This is a genomic window from Polycladidibacter hongkongensis (genome assembly GCF_001561995.1).
GTDB classification, from domain to species: domain Bacteria; phylum Pseudomonadota; class Alphaproteobacteria; order Rhizobiales; family Stappiaceae; genus Pseudovibrio; species Pseudovibrio hongkongensis.
This window is the reverse complement of the sequence record NZ_LLWC01000035.1, coordinates 21,017-41,343: the sequence shown is the minus strand read 5'-3', so window position 1 is coordinate 41,343 and position 20,327 is coordinate 21,017. Positions and strand designations below refer to the sequence as shown.

Annotated in this window: 21 protein-coding genes; 16 read left to right on the top strand and 5 right to left on the bottom strand. The window is 52.4% G+C overall.

The annotated features are described in order from the left end of the window. Positions 1 to 4: 4 nt before the first annotated feature. Genes AYK82_RS18055 through traI form a run of 11 tightly spaced genes read left to right on the top strand, consistent with a single transcriptional unit; the run spans position 5 to position 11,735 of the window. Complete coding sequence (locus tag AYK82_RS18055) at positions 5 to 172, top strand: hypothetical protein (RefSeq protein ID WP_156453396.1); 168 nt, start codon at positions 5 to 7, stop codon at positions 170 to 172. Next, the gene (locus AYK82_RS15155) at positions 159 to 875 is read left to right on the top strand and encodes a VirB8/TrbF family protein (protein WP_068317876.1); all 717 of its coding nucleotides are present in this window, start codon (positions 159 to 161) and stop codon (positions 873 to 875) included. Before AYK82_RS18055 ends, AYK82_RS15155 begins: the two co-directional genes overlap by 14 nt. Beyond that, complete coding sequence (locus AYK82_RS15150) at positions 868 to 1,851, top strand: TrbG/VirB9 family P-type conjugative transfer protein (protein WP_068317870.1); 984 nt, start codon at positions 868 to 870, stop codon at positions 1,849 to 1,851. The genes AYK82_RS15155 and AYK82_RS15150 overlap by 8 nt, the downstream gene beginning before the upstream one ends. Before the next feature lies 1 nt (position 1,852). Further along, positions 1,853 to 2,950 (top strand): TraB/TrbI/VirB10 family type IV secretion system protein, encoded by a 1,098-nt coding sequence (locus AYK82_RS15145; RefSeq protein WP_068317867.1) that lies wholly within the window; start codon positions 1,853 to 1,855, stop codon positions 2,948 to 2,950. Between the two features lie 26 nt (positions 2,951 to 2,976). Beyond that, positions 2,977 to 5,214 carry a hypothetical protein gene (locus tag AYK82_RS15140; protein ID WP_068317865.1) on the top strand — a complete coding sequence of 746 codons (2,238 nt, stop codon included), beginning with the start codon at positions 2,977 to 2,979 and terminating at the stop codon, positions 5,212 to 5,214. Then, positions 5,214 to 6,155, top strand: coding sequence for an ATPase, T2SS/T4P/T4SS family (locus tag AYK82_RS15135; protein WP_068317863.1), 942 nt, complete (start codon positions 5,214 to 5,216; stop codon positions 6,153 to 6,155). Before AYK82_RS15140 ends, AYK82_RS15135 begins: the two co-directional genes overlap by 1 nt. Next, positions 6,155 to 8,062, top strand: coding sequence for a type IV secretory system conjugative DNA transfer family protein (locus AYK82_RS15130; protein WP_068317860.1), 1,908 nt, complete (start codon positions 6,155 to 6,157; stop codon positions 8,060 to 8,062). The genes AYK82_RS15135 and AYK82_RS15130 overlap by 1 nt, the downstream gene beginning before the upstream one ends. Positions 8,063 to 8,073: 11 nt before the next feature. Beyond that, positions 8,074 to 8,265, top strand: a complete 192-nt coding sequence (locus tag AYK82_RS15125; RefSeq protein ID WP_068317857.1) for a hypothetical protein — start codon at positions 8,074 to 8,076, stop codon at positions 8,263 to 8,265. After that, entirely contained in the window at positions 8,258 to 10,339 is a 2,082-nt protein-coding gene (locus AYK82_RS15120; RefSeq protein ID WP_068317854.1) for a zincin-like metallopeptidase domain-containing protein, read from the top strand. Before AYK82_RS15125 ends, AYK82_RS15120 begins: the two co-directional genes overlap by 8 nt. Continuing rightward, complete coding sequence (locus AYK82_RS15115) at positions 10,336 to 10,686, top strand: hypothetical protein (RefSeq protein ID WP_068317851.1); 351 nt, start codon at positions 10,336 to 10,338, stop codon at positions 10,684 to 10,686. Before AYK82_RS15120 ends, AYK82_RS15115 begins: the two co-directional genes overlap by 4 nt. Next, a complete protein-coding gene (traI, locus tag AYK82_RS15110; RefSeq protein WP_068317848.1) occupies positions 10,683 to 11,735 on the top strand; it encodes a TraI/MobA(P) family conjugative relaxase in 1,053 nt (350 codons plus the stop codon). Before AYK82_RS15115 ends, traI begins: the two co-directional genes overlap by 4 nt. On the opposite strand, the gene AYK82_RS15105 is transcribed toward traI, so the two are convergent. After that, on the bottom strand, positions 11,728 to 12,615 hold the full coding sequence (locus tag AYK82_RS15105) for a M48 family metalloprotease (protein ID WP_068317845.1): 888 nt from the start codon (positions 12,613 to 12,615) through the stop codon (positions 11,728 to 11,730). The two genes, traI and AYK82_RS15105, sit on opposite strands and share 8 nt — an antisense overlap. Before the next feature lie 129 nt (positions 12,616 to 12,744). Here AYK82_RS15105 and AYK82_RS15100 point away from each other — a divergent pair, with 129 nt between their 5' ends. The 3 genes from AYK82_RS15100 (at position 12,745) to AYK82_RS15090 (ending at position 15,348) form a co-directional block, all read left to right on the top strand. Continuing rightward, entirely contained in the window at positions 12,745 to 12,981 is a 237-nt protein-coding gene (locus AYK82_RS15100; protein ID WP_172795257.1) for a type II toxin-antitoxin system Phd/YefM family antitoxin, read from the top strand. 336 nt (positions 12,982 to 13,317) lie between these two features. Continuing rightward, the gene (repC, locus tag AYK82_RS15095; protein WP_068317839.1) at positions 13,318 to 14,664 is read left to right on the top strand and encodes a plasmid replication protein RepC; all 1,347 of its coding nucleotides are present in this window, start codon (positions 13,318 to 13,320) and stop codon (positions 14,662 to 14,664) included. 258 nt (positions 14,665 to 14,922) lie between these two features. Further along, positions 14,923 to 15,348 (top strand): hypothetical protein, encoded by a 426-nt coding sequence (locus AYK82_RS15090; RefSeq protein WP_068317836.1) that lies wholly within the window; start codon positions 14,923 to 14,925, stop codon positions 15,346 to 15,348. Between the two features lie 774 nt (positions 15,349 to 16,122). On the opposite strand, the gene AYK82_RS15085 is transcribed toward AYK82_RS15090, so the two are convergent. From AYK82_RS15085 to AYK82_RS15070, 4 genes are all read right to left on the bottom strand, one after another. After that, a complete protein-coding gene (locus tag AYK82_RS15085) occupies positions 16,123 to 16,422 on the bottom strand; it encodes a BrnA antitoxin family protein (RefSeq protein WP_068317833.1) in 300 nt (99 codons plus the stop codon). Beyond that, positions 16,403 to 16,615 (bottom strand): BrnT family toxin, encoded by a 213-nt coding sequence (locus tag AYK82_RS15080; protein WP_068317832.1) that lies wholly within the window; start codon positions 16,613 to 16,615, stop codon positions 16,403 to 16,405. The genes AYK82_RS15085 and AYK82_RS15080 overlap by 20 nt, the downstream gene beginning before the upstream one ends. Before the next feature lie 193 nt (positions 16,616 to 16,808). Then, complete coding sequence (locus AYK82_RS15075) at positions 16,809 to 17,096, bottom strand: type II toxin-antitoxin system RelE/ParE family toxin (RefSeq protein ID WP_068317829.1); 288 nt, start codon at positions 17,094 to 17,096, stop codon at positions 16,809 to 16,811. Next, a complete protein-coding gene (locus AYK82_RS15070; protein WP_068317827.1) occupies positions 17,089 to 17,364 on the bottom strand; it encodes a type II toxin-antitoxin system ParD family antitoxin in 276 nt (91 codons plus the stop codon). Before AYK82_RS15070 ends, AYK82_RS15075 begins: the two co-directional genes overlap by 8 nt. 432 nt (positions 17,365 to 17,796) lie before the next feature. Here AYK82_RS15070 and AYK82_RS15065 point away from each other — a divergent pair, with 432 nt between their 5' ends. Both AYK82_RS15065 and repB read left to right on the top strand, forming a co-directional pair. After that, a complete protein-coding gene (locus tag AYK82_RS15065) occupies positions 17,797 to 19,155 on the top strand; it encodes an AAA family ATPase (RefSeq protein WP_068317824.1) in 1,359 nt (452 codons plus the stop codon). Beyond that, complete coding sequence (repB, locus tag AYK82_RS15060) at positions 19,148 to 20,125, top strand: plasmid partitioning protein RepB (protein ID WP_068317821.1); 978 nt, start codon at positions 19,148 to 19,150, stop codon at positions 20,123 to 20,125. The genes AYK82_RS15065 and repB overlap by 8 nt, the downstream gene beginning before the upstream one ends. Positions 20,126 to 20,327 lie beyond the last annotated feature (202 nt).

Genomic DNA, 20,327 nt, shown 5'->3' with positions numbered 1-20,327 from the left:
TTCCATGAAAAAACTAATATTTCTAATGAGCTTTTCCTTGTTGGCGTCCTGTAAATCTGTCGAAATGCCTTACGACCCGGAAGGCACGGACGAGATGCGCGGCAGCCCGTGCGCCTGCGCAGAAATCGAGTACATGCCACAAACATTTGAGTGGGTCGATGTTGCAGCGTAAATCCAAAACCACAGACGAAAAGCGCGTTGATGTGCTGGAAGAGGACACACACAAAGCTGTGTTCGAGGCCGACCCGTATTCACGCCTGACAAACCACCGCCGCATCGCGTGGGTGCTGCGTTTAATGACAGCTTACTCCATCGTTGTAACAGCGCTGGCGACCGTTGCCATTTATGCAATTACCACCTTGTTGCCTCTCAAGACCACAGAGATTGCCTTGTTACGGGCAGATCCCAAGGACAGCCGGATTTATCGGGTGGAGCCAATTTCTGTCGAGGTGGACGGCTTTCAATTGTTCTTGGAACAAATGTCCCGCCGCTACACCGCCAACATTCTGGCAATTGACGGTTTGACCCAGAACAAACGCTTTGAAGAGGTGCGGGTGTTTTCGGACGTGGACCACTTCAATTCGTTTTTGAACGACAATGAACAACGCATCAAGGAAGCGCTGAAAGACGGGCTGAACCGCTCGATCACTGTGCACAGCGCCAGCCATGTAGACAGCTATGACGGCGTGCATCAATACGCCGTCGATTTCACCCAAACGGACAAATTAGCAGATGAGGAGCCCGAGGCGCGGGAGCTGGTTGCTTATTTGGAAATGACCACCCGCCCTTCAGAGGTAACCGAGGCCGAGCGCTACGAAAACCCTCTTGGTATCCGCATTCTAGATATGGTTGTGAAAGAAAAGACCAATGACTAAGACCCTTATTTTTACCGCTGGTTTGCTTGCTTTCTCAACCGGCATCGCTTGCGCGCAAACACCGCTGGCAGGCCCTCCGGGGGCGGCCAATGCACAAGCCAAGGTAACGGCGAGCTTCCAGACAGCCAATGCCGCAGGTCCGCGCGGTGTCACCAAAGATATGTTGCAACAGGCCGCCCAACAGCGGCAGGGCAATTATGGCAATATGGTACGGCCAACAGCAGCAGGCGGGCAGATCCAATCTGCATGGGACAAGGCCGGCAGCAAGGGCGGCATACATTCGCAGGTCGAATGCGGCGAGTGTATCTACAAGGTGCGCCTGCGCGAATTCATGGTAACCGCGATCCAGTTGCCCGCTGATGTGGTGGTTACAGATGCGGACCTTGGCGATGGTAGCCGCTTTGAGGTGCAAAAGCGCAGCGCCAACACGTTGGTTGTTAAACCGCTTGGCTCCGGTGTTGATACCAGCTTGCAGGTTTATACCAAGAGCGGCGAGGTGTTTTCCTTCTACCTGCGGGCAGAGGGATTCAACTCTCGCAAAGTGCCGGATCTTTCTTTCAAGATTACCCGCAAGCGCAAGCCGCAAGGGGCGCACGTCAACTTTTCCAGCTCCGCCACCCCTTTGCCGATGACCGGTTTTGGTGCGCCAGCCAAGCCGGTAAGCGGGCCTAAGGATTTTGTAAAGAACGCCAAGTATGACCCTGCCCGTTTGCGCGGCTGGGGTGATTACAAGCTCTGGGGATCTAAAGAGCTGAAGCCGGAAAACGTCTTTCGCGATGACTACTTCACGTACATCCAGTTTGGAGACAAGTGGACCGACATTGAATTGCCAACCGCCTATGTGGTGGTCGACGGGATTGACGAGCTGGTGAACACCCGCGTGTCAGGCACCACTTACATTATTGAATCGACGCATAAACTGATCACGCTGAAAAGCGGGCAGAGCTTCATGTGTATCCAATACAAAGGGGAATGACATGGCGCTATGCGAGTTATTCCTTGGCGTAGGCCTGTCCCTTGGGGGCTTTTGCGAAGAAACCCAGCCAGAGCCACGCGGGCTCCCTGCGACCAACAAAGCGGTGTTTGAGTATCGCAAGCCAACACCGAAGCCGGTGCCTGTGCAGGTTGTCCAGCTTCCTCCTGTTGTCGTCAAACAAGAAGTGCCGGTGGTGGAGACCAAAGAGGTCGAAAAGCCGGTTGAGGTTGAGCGCATCAAATATGTGGAAGTGCCGGTGGTGCTGACACCGCCCAAGCCGCGTGTGCCAGATCCTTTGGAGTTGGAACTACAAGCGGGATTGGCAAACCGGACCTCTGCCCAGTCCCGTCTTGGCGGTAAGGGCACGCTTGGGCAAAGCGGGGGATCCAGTTTTGGCACCATGCGGCAGATGAACGCCAGCAGCGCCGTGTTGCCGGCCTTTGCGCCGCCAGAAGGGATTGACCCGCAGAACGACCAGTATCAGGCGGCCAACCGGATCAGTACCAGCGCGGTCGACAACAGCCGTATTGTGGCGGCGGATCGCTATATCACGGGCATCATGGAAACCGGGGTTAACTCGCAGCTTTCCGATGCTGGCACAGCCGTTATTCAGGTGTCGCGTGATGTGTTTGGATACCACGGTCGCAACATTCTGATCCCGAAGGGCTCACGCATGATCTGTTCCTATGAAAGTGCAGAGAAGGCGGGGCAATCAAGAGTGCCGTTCAAGTGCAAGCGGATCTTGCTGGGTGAGAGCCGCGCCGAGATTTTCCAGCTCGCAGCTAAAGTAGGCGACCCACAAGGGTATGCGGGTCTGTCAGGTGACGTCGATAACCGGTGGTGGGAGCGATATGGCTCGGCGGTGATCACGGTTGGCATTGGGGCGGCTGTTGAAAGTGCGGTTTCCCTTTCCAGCCGGCTGGGACCAAAGAACGCCGACACGGCCCGCGAAGCCCTTTCCGGGATCTCCGAAAACATTGGTCTTTTAAGTTCTCATTTTCTTGAAGAGACGGTCGATCTCAAGCCCGTCATTCGCATTTCTCAGGGCACACGGGTGCAAATTCGCCCTGAATACGACTGGTACTTGGCAAAGCCATAAGTACCTAAATTTGAAAGGTAGACGTTATGCCAAAAAGACATTTAGTGCTGGCAGCCCTGCTGCTTCAATGGACGGTGCCGGTCTATGCGGCGCAAGGGACGGGAACAGCTGCAACTGCGGGCGAGGTCAAGCAGTCTGAAGCCAATGCGGTGACGCAGAACAAGGCGGCCAGTGCGTTGCGCGAAAAGCTGTTTCAGGTGGCGGCCAAGATCAAAACCCCGATTTTTGAAGAGCGGGCCGTTCCGCTTGAATTTGAAATCAAAGCCGCGCCAGACTTGGCCGAGCCGGTCAGCATTGCCGGTGTGACGGCAGAAGGATTTACCCGCTATGTCACGGTTGACGGGGAAAAGGTCGGTCAGGCTGTTGTGACACGCCTGCGCAAAGACAAGCGCTTTGTCGATCTGAACGCGGAACACTTCACCACCCAGTTCAAGGTTGATGATCCGGAGATTAAACCGGAAGAGATCCTCGACATTAACGGTCACGAGGGTGAGTTCGTTGCGGCCCTGAAGAAGCTGCATGAAGACCCCGAGAACGAGAAGGACGAGGAAAAGAAAGAAGAAGAGAAAGACAAAGAAAAGCAACAGGTGCAGGGTGATAGCGGCCGCAAGTCCGGTGGCGGGGCAGGCGGGGCGCGCAGTGGTCAGCAGCAAAGTGCCTACAAAACACCAGAGCGGCGCAAGGATGAGAAAAAAACACCGGCCAAGTCCGAAGTGCGCACCACAACGGAAGGCTGCAAGGTGGTGGTTGATCTGGCACAAGGCGTGGTGCGTCAGCAGTCCAAGACCCAGACCTTTGAGGATGGGGTGATGACCTCTGAGGAGGCTTGCTCTGACAGTGGCACCAATTTCACCATTCAAAAGAGCTATTCGGGTTGTACCGATTTTGTCGATATCGACAAGATGCAGGCGCAGCCGCAATACGTGCAGTATTATCTAGATGATAAAGCGGCACGGCATGAACTGGGTGAATGCCAGCCGGATACGGACAAAACCTTTACCATTACCGAGGCGGAAAAGTGCCCGCTGGATCTGGATTTGGAAAAGGGTGTGGCACGAGTGCAGACCTCGCTTGTCTACACCAACGCCAATAACAACTTGCAGACGGTGCGCGAGTGCCAGCCAAGCAAGACCATTCCAGAAATCAAGATGACCAAGACAGCCGAAGGCTGCACCATGCGCCATGACTTTGCAGGCGGCAAGTCTACCGAAATGGCGATGTGGACCTATGAAAAGGGCGGTCAGTACTTCCAAGGCTCGCCATGTATGACCACTGAGAACACCTATACACACAAGAAGGTGTTTAAGAGCGGTGGTGTTGATGTGTGCGAGTTTATCGTGAACTTGGCAGGTCTGGAAGCAACCCCGCAATACCGCACGCAAATCACGGTTGACGGTTCCCCGCGCTACATTAGCGACTGTACGCCTGATGAAAGCGCCAATGTGGCGATCAAGGCAACGACAGACACGTGTATGAACCCGGCACTATTCAATCACGACCTGTCCGCTGGTGTTTCTTACGGTATGGAGCGCTTTTACTACGACAACCCCTCACGGGTTTATGTCAGTGCCTGTCAGCAATCCAAAACGACCTTTGCGCACAATGTGGAGGTGACCAATTGGAAGTATGACGACGAGAACAAGACAGCCATGCCGTTGTCGACTGTGACAATCTCGGTTGATGGTAGTTCGTATCCGGTGGCGACAGATACCATTCTCGCGGGCTCAGAGGCGGTCGCTTATACGCTTTCTGAGAAGAAAAATGTTCTTCAGGAAGATAAGAAATATTACGAAAAGTGTATTGGGTTTGTCCCGACGAAAGACGTTGAAGTCTACCAGCGCCCAGATGAGACAACATACGAATTCGTCATTGGTGACGGTGAAGTGAAAAATCTTGGTGATCTTTGTCATAGAACGAAAGAAACAAAGTCAAACCTTGATCGGGCGGAACTTAGTTACGGAGGTTATGGTGGAGTCGGATATCGTGGACGTACAGGATCTGGGCAAGCCTTCGCAGAGCGTATTGCAGGGGGGCACACTCGGAAGCTTTCAGGCTCCAACGGTCCATACCGAGTAACCAACGTTATTGTCATACACAGCTGCGATACGGTGCGGTGGTGGCTCAAACATATCTATGCGCACTATGAGCGCACTAGAACTGTTTTACCAGATGGAAGAATAGAAGTTTCTGCATGGACAAAAACCAGAGAAGAAACTGAAAGCTCAACTGGTTCGCGTACGACTAACTGCCCGGACGACGATTGATGTCTGGTAACCTTCTACTCAATCAATTGCTGCGCCCATTGGCGCAGCACTACGCCAACCCGCAGGTGGTTGAGGTGCGCATGCGCGCGCCGGGGCGCATCATCATCGAGCGGCGCGGTGCGAGGGAGCGATTAAGCGAGGTTGAGGACGCTGGCCTTACGCACAACAAGATCGTGCAGATATGCCGTGCCCTTGCCAATGTGGCAGGCCTCCAGTTTTGCGAGGACAATCACCCTTCTGTTTCAAGCATATTGCCAGCAGGGCACCGCTTTGAGTGTCTGGTTGGACCATCGGTTGCGACCGGCTTGTCATTGGCGGTCCGTTGCAAGCATCCGCACGCGATTTCCTTGCATGATATGGGGCTGGATGATGAGCACATTGCCTATATCGAACGGGCGCTAGAGCAGCAGTGGAATATCGTCATATCGGGCAGCACCAACACCGGTAAGACCACGCTCTTGAATAACCTCCTGTCATTTCTTCCAGATGAGCGGCGGGTGGTGAGTGCGGAGGATACGCCGGAGCTGAGTGTTGAGCGGTTCTGGAACGGGACGGCACTGATTGCCTCGCGCGATGCGGCCCAAGGGGCAGGACTGCGCACATGGCAACAGCTCTATGACCATAAGATGCGGATTTCGCCCGACAATATCCTGTTTGGCGAAATCTCCACCCAGAATGCTTTTGCAGCCCTCAACGTCTTGAACACAGGCGCGCGCGGTTGGATGTGTACCGTCCATGCGGAGAGCCCGCAAATGGTACCGGCACGCTTTCAAGCCAATATCGACGCTTCAGGCCAACGGCTTGAAGATGTAGCGAGCTTTATGGGCGGCATGGTTGATCTGGTTATTCACATCAAACGGGACAATTACGGGCGTCGCGGCATCTCCGATATGTGGGAGATGAAGCACAACCGCTACGTCCTAAAGGACGCGTTTCACTAATGGTGCAGCTCTTCGGTCTACTTTCTCTTGGCGTTATGCTGGCAATCTGGTTTGCCGGCTGGAACCTTTACAATGGCTTTGATCCCTCATCTGGCGCTTGGTGGCGCTGGCTTTTGGGGCTTGCCAAGCGCGGCGAAATTCCTCAGATCATGCAGTACATCTTCTGGGGCGGGATTGTTGGCGGGCTTGCCACCACCATGACCGGCCGCGCGCTGATGAGCCGTATTGGCAACACCACCACCAGCGGCGAACATCAGTCTGGTTCCTTGCACGGTAGTGCAGCTTGGGCGACGCAAAAAGATGTTGAGGAAAGCGGCTTGCTGCGCAGTGAAGGCGTGGTGGTTGGCGGCTGGCGGGCCGAAGGGCAAGAGCTGCAGACGCTGCGCCATGATGGGCCGGAACACGTGTTGGCCTTTGCGCCCACCAGATCGGGGAAGGGCGTGGGACTGGTGTTGCCTACACTGCTTTCTTGGCGCGAAAGTGCGCTGGTTCTGGATATCAAAGGCGAGAACTTCGCGCTTACCGCTGGTTGGCGGGCCAAGCAGGGCCAGCGCATCATGCGCTTTGATCCGGCCGCTGTTGCCGGCTCCTGCCGTTACAATCCGCTTGCCGAGATCCGCAAGGGCAGCGACCACGAAATTGCCGATTGCCAGAACATCGCCGCGATGATTATCGACCCGGACGGCACTGGCATGAAAGATTTCTGGATGCAGGAGGGGTTCTCGTGGCTGTCCACGGCCATCTTGCATGTGATTTACCGAATTCAAGCTAATGAAAAGCGCACGGCGACTCTTGCCGATGTACATGCCTTTATGTCCGTTGGCGATGACATGGACGAGGGAGTAAAGGACGAAGAAATCCGCCGAACTATTTCAGAGCGGGCCAGCGGAAAACAGGCCAAGGAAGATGATAGCTTCGACCGGCTTTTGCGCGACATGGAGGCGTTTGACCACAAGCGCGAGGCGGTAAATGCCGAAGTGCGGCGGGGCGCTGCACGCATGCGCAAGCGCGCCAGCAATGAGCGCTCCGGTGTCCACTCCACCGGCACCAGTCAGCTTGCGCTTTATTCTGACCCGATTGTTGCGCGTAACACATCGGCCTGTGATTTTACCATTGCCGATCTGATGAGCGCCGATCACCCAATGACGCTTTACATTGTGATTTCGCCGGCAGATATCGCGCGCTTGCGCCCGTTGGTGCGGATCCTGCTCAACCAGTTTTTGACACGCCTGACCGCTTCTATGGACTTCAAGGAAGGGCGCGCGGTCAAGCATTACAAGCACCGGCTGTTGTTGATGTTGGACGAGTTCACCAGTGTTGGCAAGTTGGAGATTTTTGAAAAAGCCTTGGCCTTTATGGCTGGCTATGGCCTGAAAGCCTTCATCATCATTCAGGACTTGGCGCAGATCCAGAAAGCATATGGCCGCGAGGAAGCGATTACCTCAAACGCGCATGTGAAAATCGCCTATGCACCGAACCGTATCGAGACGGCCAAGCTGTTGTCTGACATGACCGGCAAAACCACCATTGTGCAGCGGCGCAAGAGCCGGTCGCAAAGTCTGGACAAACCGGGCACCAGCATTTCCGAAAGTACCACGGAAGTCGCTCGTCCCCTGATGACCCCCGATGAATGTATGACCATGGCCGGCATGCGCACCGATGCAAGCGGCGAGGTAACCAAGGCCGGTGAAATGCTGATCCTGCTTGCAGGGCGCGCACCGATCATGGGCGAACAGGTGTTGTACTTCAAAGACGCCGACTTGCTTGCCAAAGCCCGCCTTGCGCCAGTGCTTTCGCATAGCCAGCCCGCACCATCTCCGGTCGCGGATACACAACAGCCGATCACCAACGACAATGCGGGCCGCGCTGCATTCAAGGCGCGGGTAAAACAACGCATCAGCGGATAGAGGAAGTAAGTATGTCACATTCGTTTGATCCTGATTTTGCCGATAAGGTTTTGGCAGCCCTTCATGCCGCCGACCAAGGTTTGATTGCCGCGCTCGATCCAGAAGATGCCGAGGAACTGGGAGCCTTTACCGAGGATGCTCTGAGCGAGGAAGAGGCTTTGGCGGCCATGCAAGATGTGACGTGGAGCGCGGACAATGAGTAGCGCCGTGCCGCAAAAACAGACGTACCGGGATGATGTGGCGCGCAGCTTCATCAAAGCAATTGAAGAGGGTACGGCCCCTTGGCAAAAGCCATGGGAGGCTGGCACCTATTCAGCCCTGCCCTTCAATCCGGTATCTGGCAAACGGTATCGCGGCATGAATTTGCTGTTGCTGGAAGAAAAGGGCTTTGTTGATCCACGCTGGCTCACCTTCAAGCAGGGCAAGGAGATGGGAGGCACGGTTCGCAAGGGCGAGAAGGGCATGCCTATCGAGTACTGGAAGTGGTCACACGAGCAGACGCGCACCGATGACAACGGCAACCCTCTGCGCGATGACAACGGGAAGATTTTGAAAGAGCGGGTGCCGCTGGTGCGCCCTAGCGTGTTTTATGCCCATGTCTTCAATGCCAGTCAGTTTGACGGGCTGGAGGCTTACGAGCCGCAAGCACCGGGGTTTGATCCTCTCAAAGAAGCAGAAAGCTTGTTGGTAAGTGGGGCAGTGCCGCTGTTCCATGACCAAAAAGACCGTGCCTATTACACCCCCGCACGCGACCAGATCCACTTGCCGCCCAAAGCTGCTTTTGCCTCGGCCTATGCCTATTACGCGACCGCGCTGCATGAGCTGGGGCATGCCAGCGGCCACAAGGACCGGCTTGCACGGGAGGGCGGCCCCTTTGGTTCGCCAGCCTATGCCAAGGAGGAGCTGAAGGCAGAAATCGCCTCCTATCTTCTGTGCCGTGAACTGGGGCTGGCGCACAATCCGGGAGAGCACGCCAGCTATGTTGAATCCTGGCTTAAAGCCCTCAGGGACGACAAGAACTTTATCTTCCAAGCGGCACGTGATGCCGAAACCATTGCCGAGTGGGTGCGAAACCCCGACCGGCGCGCAGAGCTTGAACAGCAGGCGCAGGCAAAAGCGCAAACCAAACAACAATCCAAGTCCGTAGAGCAGGAGGCGCAAAGCATGGACAAGAAGTCTCAATATGCCCGTAAGATGAAGGCCACAGGTCCTTCGCGCTCTAGGCAAAGTTCAAGTTGGTCCTCCGCTGCCCCAAAACGGGATCCACGTGAAGAGTTCAGGGATTTTATGATTGCCCATGGAGCCAGTGCGCAAATGGCTCTGCCGGAGATGGACGGTAAGTGGCACCGTGTGGAGCTGGCGGGCGAGAGGAAGAAGAACGCCTCTTATATGGGCTTTACCGATGGTGTGCCCAATGGGATCTTTCACAACTTCAAAGGCGATCAATTCCGCTGGGTCTCGACAGGGGTGCAGTTGTCGCGCGAGGAGCGCGCCGCCCTGCAGGCCGAGGCGGCGCAAAAGGCGCAGGAGCGGGAGAAGGAGCGCCGCGAGCTCCATAACGAGGTTGCCAAGAAATCCTATGGCGTGTGGACCAATAACAAAACATGGGCCAATGGCAAGAATTGCCAATACCTAGCGGCGAAGCAAGTGCAAGGCTTTGGCGTCAAGCTGGATCAGAACGGGCTCATGATGGTGCCTTTGCGTGATGCTGGCGGGCATCTTTGGAACCTGCAGTTTGTGGGTGAGGAAAAGGTGTATTTTGAAGGTGGCCGAAAGGCGGGCCTGTTTCATAGTATCGACCCGGATAAGCAGCTGCAGAAGCACAAAGACGGTGCGGGGCTGGATCTGTTTATCTGTGAGGGCTACTCCACCGGTGCCAGCCTCTATGCGGCGAGCAAATGCCCGACCGTTGTTGCCTTTGACAGCGGCAACTTGTTGCCCGTTGCCAAGGCCCTGCGCGAGAAATTCCCGCAAGCCAATATCGCGATTGCCTGCGATAACGATATTGGCTTGGAGGCCAAGGGCAAAAAGAACGTTGGTGTTGAAAAAGCAACCGAGGCAGCCGCAGCGATCGGGGCCTTGGTGGTCGTCCCGATGTTCAAGCAAGCGGAGCAGTCCAAGCAGCTGAGTGACTGGAATGACCTGCATTGCAGCCGTGGCCTACCGGCTTTGCAGGACGCACTTTTGCAGAGTTTGAACAGCTCGCGCGCGCAAGAGAAGGCCAAACAACAAGCGCCGGAGCGCAGTGCGCAGCGCGAGCGGGAGCTTACGCTATGAGCCGCCCTCCCCTTGCCCCCAAAGACAGACGCGTGCGGGTGGTCACCTATTTGTTGCCAGAGGTGCACAAAGATCTTCTGAGGCGCAAGAAACGGCTGAAGCGGAGCGTGTCCTCAATCATTGAGCAGGCTTTGCAAAACGGCGAGCTTCCGAACGAGAACCAGTTGTTGAGTGTCAAGGGCATGCTGCAGGTAAATGCGGATCTGGCACGCCTGGGCAACCTGTTTAACGATGCTTTGTCTCGCGCCGACATGCGCGCCAATCATGAGGCAATTGCTTCATTGATCGACGATATTTCGCAGATAAAAAACCAGCTCAAGGAAACCGTATTGGAGATCAAACGATGATCGCCAAGCGTTCCAATAGAACGGTTCCTGCCCCTTTCAAGGAGCTGGCCGAGTATGTGGCTGCGGCCAAGGAGACAGGGGAGAAGCTGGACGAGTTATGGATAAGCAATTGTTTGGCGGGCGACAGGGTAAACGATCTTGAGTTGGCGATTGCCGAGGTGGAAGTGACGCAAAGCATGAACACCCGTTCAAAGGCCGACAAGAACTATCATGTGGTCGTTAGCTTTCGCGATGAAAAGCCAAGCAGTGAAGCCCTGCGCGATATTGAGAAGGAGTTCTCCAAAGCGCTGGGTTACGAAAACCACCAGCGTGTCGCTGCGACCCATATCAATACCGACAATTTCCATATGCATATTGTCTATTCCAAGGTGTGTCCGCAGACCTACAGAAACGTCCAGAAACGCTACGACTATCTAATTCTGGATAAAGTTTGCAAACAAATGGAGCTCAAGCACGGCCTCAAGATTGACAATGGAATAGGTGAGGCTGAACGGCGCATGCAGAAGGAGCGAGATAAAGAGCACAATACATGGGAGGAGAGCTTTACCAGCTACCTTAAAGGCCACCGCGAGGCGCTGATGAAGATGAAGGAGAAGGCCCAGACTTGGGAGCAGTTTCATTCTTCTCTTGACGCCTTGGGTGTTGGCGTCAAACGCCGTGCCAATGGCTTGGTGTTTTACAATCTTGATGGACCGGAAACGGTGAAAGCGACCGGCATCGACCGAGGGCTTTCCAAAGCCAAGCTTGAAGAGAAATTCGGCGTGTTCATGCCTCGTAGCAATCAGCGCGACAAGCGGAAGCTCGATGAATATAAGCAACGCCCCGTAATCCGTTCACATGAGCGTTCCAAGCTGTGGGAGGAGTACAGGAAAAAGAAAAGCAAAGAGCGCAACTGGCGTGCTTTTTTACGCTCGCAACTCGTCTTGGACGCAGAAGCGGCGCAGCTCGTGCAGCAATACCAAACCATTTTCTCGACATTTAAACGCTCTGCGGCGGCAGAAATTGAGGCTTTAGAGCAACAAAGGAGACAGGCAGGACACTCTAGGTAGCAACTGGAAACCGCTTTTCGATGTTGTCCCGGCGAAGCTCAGAAGGTGGGTGTGATCTTGTTAGGGTGCTCAAGATCCCTCCCTTGGGTCGTTCGTCATGATTAGAAAAGTAATCAAGCAGGGCCTTCACCCCTTCCGGGCCAAGGCTTTTGGCAGCAAATTCATCAGCCAAATACTCCTGTGTTGTGCTGCTATAGTTTTTGATAAAAATTGCAAAGATGTAAGGGGTAAGTGCAGCCACGGTAAACAAATTTACAAAGAGACCAATAAGCGGGATTTTGCATAATAGGTTGTTAAACCCTGTAGCTAGATATGCTGGGAGGACTAGAAGCAACATAGCGATGGAGTGCAAACAATCTCCATGTCTATGATGACCTGCCTCATGTGCAATGACAGCCATAAGTTGCTCATGACCGTCTGGCTTGCTTTGAGCATATTTAAGCAGACCTCGGCTAAGGGCTACAGAATTTTTCCCGTATGCAAATGCATTAACATCGCCATCATCATCAACGGTAATGCGTAGACCTACCGGATTTACTCCATTTTGTAATGAGCGTTTTCGATAATTCTCATATGCATTCTGAATTACTACATATTCTCTTTGAGAAGGACTTCGATAGCCGGAATGAAGATCTACTATTTTGTCTATGAGTAAGGGTGTTTGAATAAAAAAATGCACGGGAAGTAGAAGGCTTGCAGAAATCACTGCACAGACAGTCAAAAATCGTATGCCGTTGAGGTCAACAACATCAAATACGAAATGCGCAATTGATAGTGTTATGGGAATGATGATGCAGCACGTAAAAACGGCTGCAGCGAACGCAGACAGTAACGAAAGTATCTTTGTAAGCACAGCATAGAGATGGCGGAGAAATTTCATTTCAAATGTTCCAATTTGTACCAATGGTACTAGAATAGCATATATGCAGATAAAGTGCAAATAAATCAGTTTGCCCGCTAGGGAACATGTGCTAGCTCTGTTGCATCTGTAATGACTTTTGGAATCATCATGCGGACGCACACCATTTCGAGCTTTCGGACCAACCTTGCGCAGGTTCTGGATGAGGCACAGCGCGAACCAGTTCTTATTTGCCGACGGGCAAGACCAACCCATGTTTTGGTCAGCTCCGAGGACATGAATCGGATCTGTGAAGCAATGGAGAGATTGGAGGCAGATTCGCGTGACTATGAGTTACTAAGGCTCAAATCAGTCATGGCGGAGTACGAAAGGATAATGAACGAGTAAGCGCCCCTGAAAACCAAGCGAAAACCCTGAGTTTTACTAGGTTAATGGTGCAAAACTTGTTTCATGTGTAATGTTTTGTTGTACCAGAAACCAAAGCTGCGTAAGTTTTATGGTTAACAGCACTCAAATGTGGGAAGAAAATTCACTGGGCTAGGCCCTAAAAAAGCAAAACCCCGGAAGCCGGAGGCAACCGAGGAGAAGCTAGAAAAACACTTAGCACCCTTTTTCTACGCATCTCCTAAAAATTTTGCAAGTCTAAAACGCATCTTTTTTGCGAACGGATTCTTGCGCGCTAAATTTGCCTCGGGTTTTCCGCCAATTTTGTAGGTGGGAAAAATGGATATTCACGAGTTGGAGCCGGACTTTTCGGCTCGGGACTGCGCGCATCTTGTGGCGCGGCGGGCCGACCGGGCGATTTATGCCGGTGCACAAGAGTATGTAGGGCTACCTGAAGGGGTTAGCCACTGGGAGTTACTAACCCTTGCGGAGGATCTGGGGCCGGCTATTGGCCTTAGCCCTGTCTGCCTGCGCTATCTGTCGCGGTGTTTGCGATACACCCAGCCCCAAGACTGGGAACACGGGCAGGAGCCCATTGTGTTCTTGTCTGTAAATGCCCTTGCGGAGGTGCTGAATGTCAGCGCACGGCAAGTGCAGAACATCGAGGCCGCCTTGCATAAGGCCGGTGTGCTGCTGTGGCGTTCTTCGGGCAATCACCGCCGTTTTGGTCGCAGAAACAGGCAAGGCTACATCGAATACGGCTATGGTGTTTCGTTTGCGCCCATGACCCAGCTTTACAGCAAGTGGCTGGCGTTACGGGAGGCCAAACGGCAGGACGCTCTTGATCGCAAGCAGGAAGGGCGCCGGATCAGCAGCTTGCGCCGCTGTATATCGCAGGCCATGCAGGATGCGGTAACCGCGCAGTGTGATCTGCCTGAAACCTTGTGTGCGCAGTTGCACGAGGCCATGAAACGTGTTGGCGGCCGTGCGCTTCTGGGGTGGGATCTTCACGCGCTGCGATCTGCGCGTAGGCAGTTGGAGCTCTTGCTTGAACAAGCGCAAGCGTGCCTGTGTAAAAAACCGCCAAAACCTGCGGATAATGCACCAGAAATTTCCGACAGGGCGGAAGAAAACTTCCGACAATATAATACTCAAAATACAAGCTCTAATAATTCAGTAATTTGTAAGCACGCTGAAAATATGCGGCCAGCTTCTAACGAAGCTGACTTGAAAATATCAAAATCGGCTAACGCCGATAATGGCTCTAGAAAAAAAGAGCCTGATCGCGAATTTCTAACAGAACAAGCCCTTTCAACCAGCGGCATTGAACACGTCACACTCGACCAGGTTCAAACCATCATTACCGAAGAGTTCCGTTTCCATTGGCAGACCAATGATAGCCAAATGACGTGGCAATCCCTTGGATTTGCGGCGCAAAGCTATGCCGGATATCTGGGCATCAATCAGTCTGCTTGGCAGGCGGCCTGCGGGGTGATCGGTGCCAATGCCGCCGCGCTGGCGGTGATTATTGCCGACCGGCGCATGCGCGATCCTGATAATCCTGTGCGCAGTGCCGGCGGGTTCTTGCGCGCACTGATTGCCAAAGCCCCGACCGGCGAATTGCATTTGCACAAGTCCGTGTTTGGCCTCATGGCGAAAGTGGTGCAGGAGGGGGCCAAGACGTGACCCCCTGCTCTTTGCTGTTGCCCTTGGCAGAAGGGGCTTGCAGCTCAATTTCAATCCTCACCCGACGCACAGCTTTGTAGCCAAAGCTGATGGACGGCCATGCGGTTTCATTGACCCGCCCTCCCCGTTTTCTGCGTCGAGAAGAAAGAAAGCGACCCCGACACGTTGGGGCGTTTGGTGCATCTATTTTGGTCATAACTGGGGGATGTACCGTCACAAATAAGGACGGATGTTTCCCGCTTCTGGAGTATTTTGAATATGAAACGCTTGATTGTAAGCGCCGCGCTGGCGCTGATGCTTGTCGCCTGCCAAACCGTCAGCAATGTCTCTTCACAAAACCCGCCGCAGGTCTATGTCAGCAAGCCTGTTGCGACCACCAAGGCCGATGCAATCCGCCTGTTCCAGAACCGCGGCTTCCGTCTGCGTTCGTCCACCTCTTCAAAGGCGGTGCTTCGTATGCCGCTTGAAACCAACAGCGCAGAGCGCAAAACCCACGCTTCCTACAGCACCGGCCTGCCACAGGCAGAAATCACCCTGCGCTTTAGCAAGGTTGATGGGGGGACGCTTGTAACTGGGGGCTTTGATATGTTGGTCAGCCCTGACACCGCCAAGCAAGAGCGGGTAACATTGCTTGACAGCCCAGACGGCGGCCGCCTTCAGCGGGCTTTGAACGAGCTGAAATAGCTGTAACAAAGGGCGAGACGAATGGCAGTTTCTCGCCCTTTTCTATCCTTGGTTCGGCTGAACTGAAGCTTAGAGATGCAAATCTTTTAGAGCAAAAGTCGTATTCTAAGTGCATTAATGACAACAATCTGTGGAAATATATTGACATATTGAATGCGTGGTGTATAATGCGGATACACGTGCAGGTGGTAGTTGTTTATATAATGCGCTTGTGCTAATAAAAATGCGGCTCCGATAGATTCGGGCCGCATTTTTATTTGACTACGTTTGATGCTTGCTTGCGCCAAAATAGTTGTGTGGTAACGCTGTTTTGCTTCCCTAGCTGGCAAGTGTCAAGCCAAAATAGGAATTAGCATGAGAAACAGAACGCCTTTAACAGCGGATATCGCTGCACAAATCAAAGCCCTTGCTGCTTACTCTGATCTTCATCAGCATGAAATTGCCAGTCGTCTCGGGTCGATCAATCAAGGTCGTGTATCTGAGGTTCTGAGCGGAAAGAGATATTCTTCAATACCCCCAGCAAGCCGGAATGCAGTAATTCACTTATTGAGGTAACAGCGGTCTATTCCCCATCAAGGGCTAATTGACCTAAATTTCACATACAGGGCGTTTATCGTCTCTGCCGCCCTCTTTGGGGGCACTAGTTACCAAGGCAACCCAAGTGGTTGCCTTTGGCCTTTCTGCCCCTACTAAAAGCGTCTCAGTGGGCACATAGCTGCATATATGGCCATCTTGAAGAACAAGTGCTGAAGAGAGCACAATACTTAACTGGGCCTATATCTTCGCGAAATCGCGCAGCGCGGCGTTAACACGAGACTGCCAACCCTTGCCGCTTTTGCGCAAGGCAGCAACAAGGTCCTCATCAAGGCGCAAGGACACTGGAACTTTGTGGCTGGCGGACTTAGGCCGCCCCCGTTTAACGATAGCTTGCGCCAGTTCGGGCAATGCCTCTTGCAAGGTTGTTGCGCTTGCTAACTCACTGCTATCAAGCTCAGGACTATCAACCCCATCCCAATCCTGCTTTGTATATCCGTGCTGTTTGGCATGGAGCGGATCAAACCTCTTTTTCGTCATAGGCTGCTATCTCCTTTTTACTGGCAGGACGCAGGGAAATAATCGCAATCCCTTGGGTTCCTAGAGCGGCGAATATGGTTGTTACCGTCCCATCAGCCAATCGCCCAATGGCGGCAAAACGACCTTGCTTGGTTTGGAAAATTACGGCCTCTAGGAAAAACTCTGGTGTGATACTGGCAAAATCAGGGTGCATATCAGGCGCCGCTTCCTCGCAAGCTAGAATGGATGCTCCCGCCTTTATATCTAGGGGCCCCGTTCAGCCCAGATCACATCAGAATTGGGAAACGCTAGAGGAGCGTGAGCGAGCGGTGCTAATGAGGTCCAGGGGCGCAAGTATTGACAACAAACTCGGTGTCGATCGTGAGGTTTCAAGCGTGTGGCCTGCCTCATAACCAGTTTACAGGATTTCTTCCACCATAGACCACTGCGACAACGAATATCTCGTCATGATTTGGTTCGTAAATAACAATATAACTACCTTCAACGAGGATACGGGCTGTTTGACTGAGTTCAGGACGGGGTGCGCCCATTTGAGGATGAGTGGCTGCCAATTCAAATTTATTGAAGAGGCGGTAGACGAGGTCATCGGCTGCTGGCTCGTTGAGCTGCGCGATCTCCCGCCAGATATTGCGAATATCCTGCTCAGCACGGGGACTTAAAACGTACTTAGTCACTCGCTCTATCTTCTGCCTTCAATTCAGCGAGTAAAGTAGGAGCATCAATTCTCCGGCCTTCGCCGCTTGCCATGCCTTCTTCATAGGCACGCTTCAGGCGGAGAACCTCAAATTTTTGGATCTCTTGCCGTTGTTCCCAGAGGCGTAATGCCTCACGAACAACCTCACTATTTGAAGCGTAAGAGCCTGATGCTACGGCAGCGTTGAGCCTGCCCACTTGCTGGGGAGAAAGCGATACAGTTAGCGTTTTCATCGGTTCTGTTTTCATTCTGCCAATATATAGCACCTAACAAAGACTAACAATAACTAATAGGAAGTTCATTGCTTTAGGAGACACTCGATAAGTGTGGGTCTGTTACCACGCCTCTTCGCTTCCCCGCAAAAATACGACCCAATCTGAGCGTTTCGTCGAGTGTCCATACTCAGATCTGGTGCAAGTGGTGTGCTTGACTTCGACCAGCGCATTCGCTGCTTTTACCAACAAGTTTGCCAACAACAGCACTGTACGAATGGTCCTCCATCACGCCCAACAAGGTCTACTGACCGGGATGGAGATGGGACAATTTCTATTTGCGGTTACGTCATAGACCCTTGGATAACTTTAAAGGGAATACAAACAGTAGATAGGCATTGCAATATATAGTTTTTGTGGTACTTTTTAAAAAGCTAGCTTTTGTGATAATTCTTGAGGAAATAAGCAATGTCCGTAGAAGATACATTGGATGTAAAACAAACGCTTTACGATAGGGTGATCCAAAAGCGAGACTCGCTAGCAAGGGTTATTGAGGTGACTTCTCAGCAAGCAACGAACCCTCACGATCATAAAGTTGGCCGTGTCTTTATGCCACGAGAGGTGGCTGAGTTGATGGGGTGTAGTACCAGCTATGTGAGTACATTAACACAAGCTATTGCAGATGATGTGCCTAAGGACGAACGAAGCGGCTATCGTTGTTATTCACTTGCCCATATAACAGAACTCAGGAAAGAAGCGGCTAAGCGCGTTAGTGACCAGCCTCAAAAGGCACTGCGCTACTTTCCGCGTCGACGCGAAGATGAAGAACTGGCTGTAATGGCTTTTGTCAATTTTAAGGGTGGTTCTGCGAAAACGACGACTTCAGTTCACTTTGCACAATACGCAGCATTACAGGGTTACCGCGTTCTATTCCTCGACTTAGATCCACAAGGGTCGGCATCCACTATCTTTGGTTATCAACCTGTATTAATTGAACCAGATCAGTCTGTGAACGCTGCTTTGCGCTACGAAGATCCATTGTCTATTCGTGATGTTATCCAGAAGACTTATTTCGAAGGGATTGATATAGGTCTCGGCGGACAGTGGATGACCGAGTGGGAGCAGGACACTCCACGTGTCATGACTGATGCTCATCATTACAGGCACTACATAGATCAACGTACCGCTGAATTGCAGCAGGCACTGGCCCTAGGGGCAAGTGAAGCTGAAGTGGTTGAGATGCGTAGAGAGTTAGCGGAACTTGAGCAGCTTGATCAAAAGGGTGCCGCAGCATTGCATTATTATATGCGGTTGCGGAGCTGTCTTGATGAGGTCGAGGATGACTACGACATTGTTGTCTGCGATACGCAGCCGGCACTAAACTTTGCGACACAGGCGACAATTGGTGCAGCAAACCACTTGCTCTTGACCATTCAGCCAGATTGGCTGGATGTTAAGTCTATGCACCAATATCTCTGTGCATTGGGAGACCACTTAGCAACTCTAGAGGACAGCGTGCATATAGTTGGAGATAGCGCTCGCTATACAGACCGGACAATGAATTGCTTGCTCACGCGATTTAAGCCGAATGATGCTGCCATGACAGCCATTGCATCAATGATGCGATCCTGTCTTGATGATGTGCTTGAGAACCAAATGCCGGTCTCCGCCGCTGTATCCCAAGCGGGTCTTTCAAATTCGACCATTTATGAAACAAACGGCAAGGACTTTAATCGGGCAACTTTTAAGCGCGGTGTCGAGGCGATGTCTCAAGTCAACGCGGAAATTGAGAAAATCATCTGTAAGGGGTGGGGTCGTGATGTCTAAAGTGAAAGACTTTAATGCTGCTTGGAAGGATGCGAGCACAAGCCAATCAAGTCCCAGTAGAGATAGTTTGGCAAAAAGGCCCATATCACCTACCAGTCCAATTGGGGTAATGCGTAAAGCAGCTCAAACGCCAATGCCTTCCAGCGCTGTAAATTATGGTGATCGAATACAGACATTACTAGCAAGCGAATGTGTTCCCTCACAGATTACAGATCGATTGCCTTATGAGGCAGATCCATCATTTGAAGCGTTAAAAGAAAGCATCAAGAATGACGGGCAGAAAGTACCTATTTTGGTGCGAGAACATCCCACACAAACAGGCAAATATGAAATAGCGTATGGTCGGCGCAGGTGGGCGGCTTGTCTTAGTCTTGGCATAAGTGTGCGTGCGGTTGTTCAAGCTCTAAACGATGAGCAACTCGTGATTGCGCAAGGCCTCGAAAATCATGAACGTAAAAACCTGACCTACATTGAAACAGCACTATTCGTACGAAAGCTGTCGAAGGGGTTCACAAACGAGGTAGTGGCTAAGGCAATTGGCGCATCGTCAAAAACTACAGTTAGTAATTACCGAAGCTCAATAAGAGCATTGTCAAATGAACTTATTGAACTTATCGGACCTGCACCAGAAGTCGGACGTCCAAGCTGGACCGAACTTAGCAAATCGGTTGAAAATGCGCAGGTAGGGGAAGAGGCTGCGGCTAGCGAGTTGATAACCATGCTTCAGCATGAAGATTGTAGGGGCTTAGATAGTAACGCTCGTTTCAAAGCTTGTGTGCAGTATTTTGCCTTGCCTAAGGGCAAAACGATGGAAGCTAACAACTTAAAGCTTGAAGACAAAAGCGGTAACCCAATAGCGGTTCTTACTGTCAAGGATAGGGAATTAAAGGTGAAACTCACAACTCCGAATAGAGCTAAAATCCGGGAATATCTGGCTTCGAGAATACCGGAGCTGCTTAAGGAAATTTAGGGGTTCACAGCTGTGAACCCCTTACCCAGCACATCTAAGGTAAGGTTGATTGATCAAGGTGTTGATCTTGGTCCTTAGTAGGGCAGTCTTATGAATTTGGCTCTTAACGGTACCGTTGTAAAGAGGGTTCACAGCTGTGAACCCCTTCCGGTGCTTGAAGGTTCGTTCAGCTCAATTTCAATCCTCGCCCAACACACAGCTT

Coding starts and splice junctions, on each gene's coding strand:
- AYK82_RS18055 (WP_156453396.1), top strand. CDS start 5: ATGAAAAAACTAATATTTCTAATGAGCTTTTCCTTGTTGGCGTCCTGT.
- AYK82_RS15155 (WP_068317876.1), top strand. CDS start 159: ATGTTGCAGCGTAAATCCAAAACCACAGACGAAAAGCGCGTTGATGTG.
- AYK82_RS15150 (WP_068317870.1), top strand. CDS start 868: ATGACTAAGACCCTTATTTTTACCGCTGGTTTGCTTGCTTTCTCAACC.
- AYK82_RS15145 (WP_068317867.1), top strand. CDS start 1,853: ATGGCGCTATGCGAGTTATTCCTTGGCGTAGGCCTGTCCCTTGGGGGC.
- AYK82_RS15140 (WP_068317865.1), top strand. CDS start 2,977: ATGCCAAAAAGACATTTAGTGCTGGCAGCCCTGCTGCTTCAATGGACG.
- AYK82_RS15135 (WP_068317863.1), top strand. CDS start 5,214: ATGTCTGGTAACCTTCTACTCAATCAATTGCTGCGCCCATTGGCGCAG.
- AYK82_RS15130 (WP_068317860.1), top strand. CDS start 6,155: ATGGTGCAGCTCTTCGGTCTACTTTCTCTTGGCGTTATGCTGGCAATC.
- AYK82_RS15125 (WP_068317857.1), top strand. CDS start 8,074: ATGTCACATTCGTTTGATCCTGATTTTGCCGATAAGGTTTTGGCAGCC.
- AYK82_RS15120 (WP_068317854.1), top strand. CDS start 8,258: ATGAGTAGCGCCGTGCCGCAAAAACAGACGTACCGGGATGATGTGGCG.
- AYK82_RS15115 (WP_068317851.1), top strand. CDS start 10,336: ATGAGCCGCCCTCCCCTTGCCCCCAAAGACAGACGCGTGCGGGTGGTC.
- traI (WP_068317848.1), top strand. CDS start 10,683: ATGATCGCCAAGCGTTCCAATAGAACGGTTCCTGCCCCTTTCAAGGAG.
- AYK82_RS15105 (WP_068317845.1), bottom strand. CDS start 12,615: ATGAAATTTCTCCGCCATCTCTATGCTGTGCTTACAAAGATACTTTCG.
- AYK82_RS15100 (WP_172795257.1), top strand. CDS start 12,745: ATGCGGACGCACACCATTTCGAGCTTTCGGACCAACCTTGCGCAGGTT.
- repC (WP_068317839.1), top strand. CDS start 13,318: ATGGATATTCACGAGTTGGAGCCGGACTTTTCGGCTCGGGACTGCGCG.
- AYK82_RS15090 (WP_068317836.1), top strand. CDS start 14,923: ATGAAACGCTTGATTGTAAGCGCCGCGCTGGCGCTGATGCTTGTCGCC.
- AYK82_RS15085 (WP_068317833.1), bottom strand. CDS start 16,422: ATGACGAAAAAGAGGTTTGATCCGCTCCATGCCAAACAGCACGGATAT.
- AYK82_RS15080 (WP_068317832.1), bottom strand. CDS start 16,615: ATGCACCCTGATTTTGCCAGTATCACACCAGAGTTTTTCCTAGAGGCC.
- AYK82_RS15070 (WP_068317827.1), bottom strand. CDS start 17,364: ATGAAAACAGAACCGATGAAAACGCTAACTGTATCGCTTTCTCCCCAG.
- AYK82_RS15065 (WP_068317824.1), top strand. CDS start 17,797: ATGTCCGTAGAAGATACATTGGATGTAAAACAAACGCTTTACGATAGG.
- repB (WP_068317821.1), top strand. CDS start 19,148: ATGTCTAAAGTGAAAGACTTTAATGCTGCTTGGAAGGATGCGAGCACA.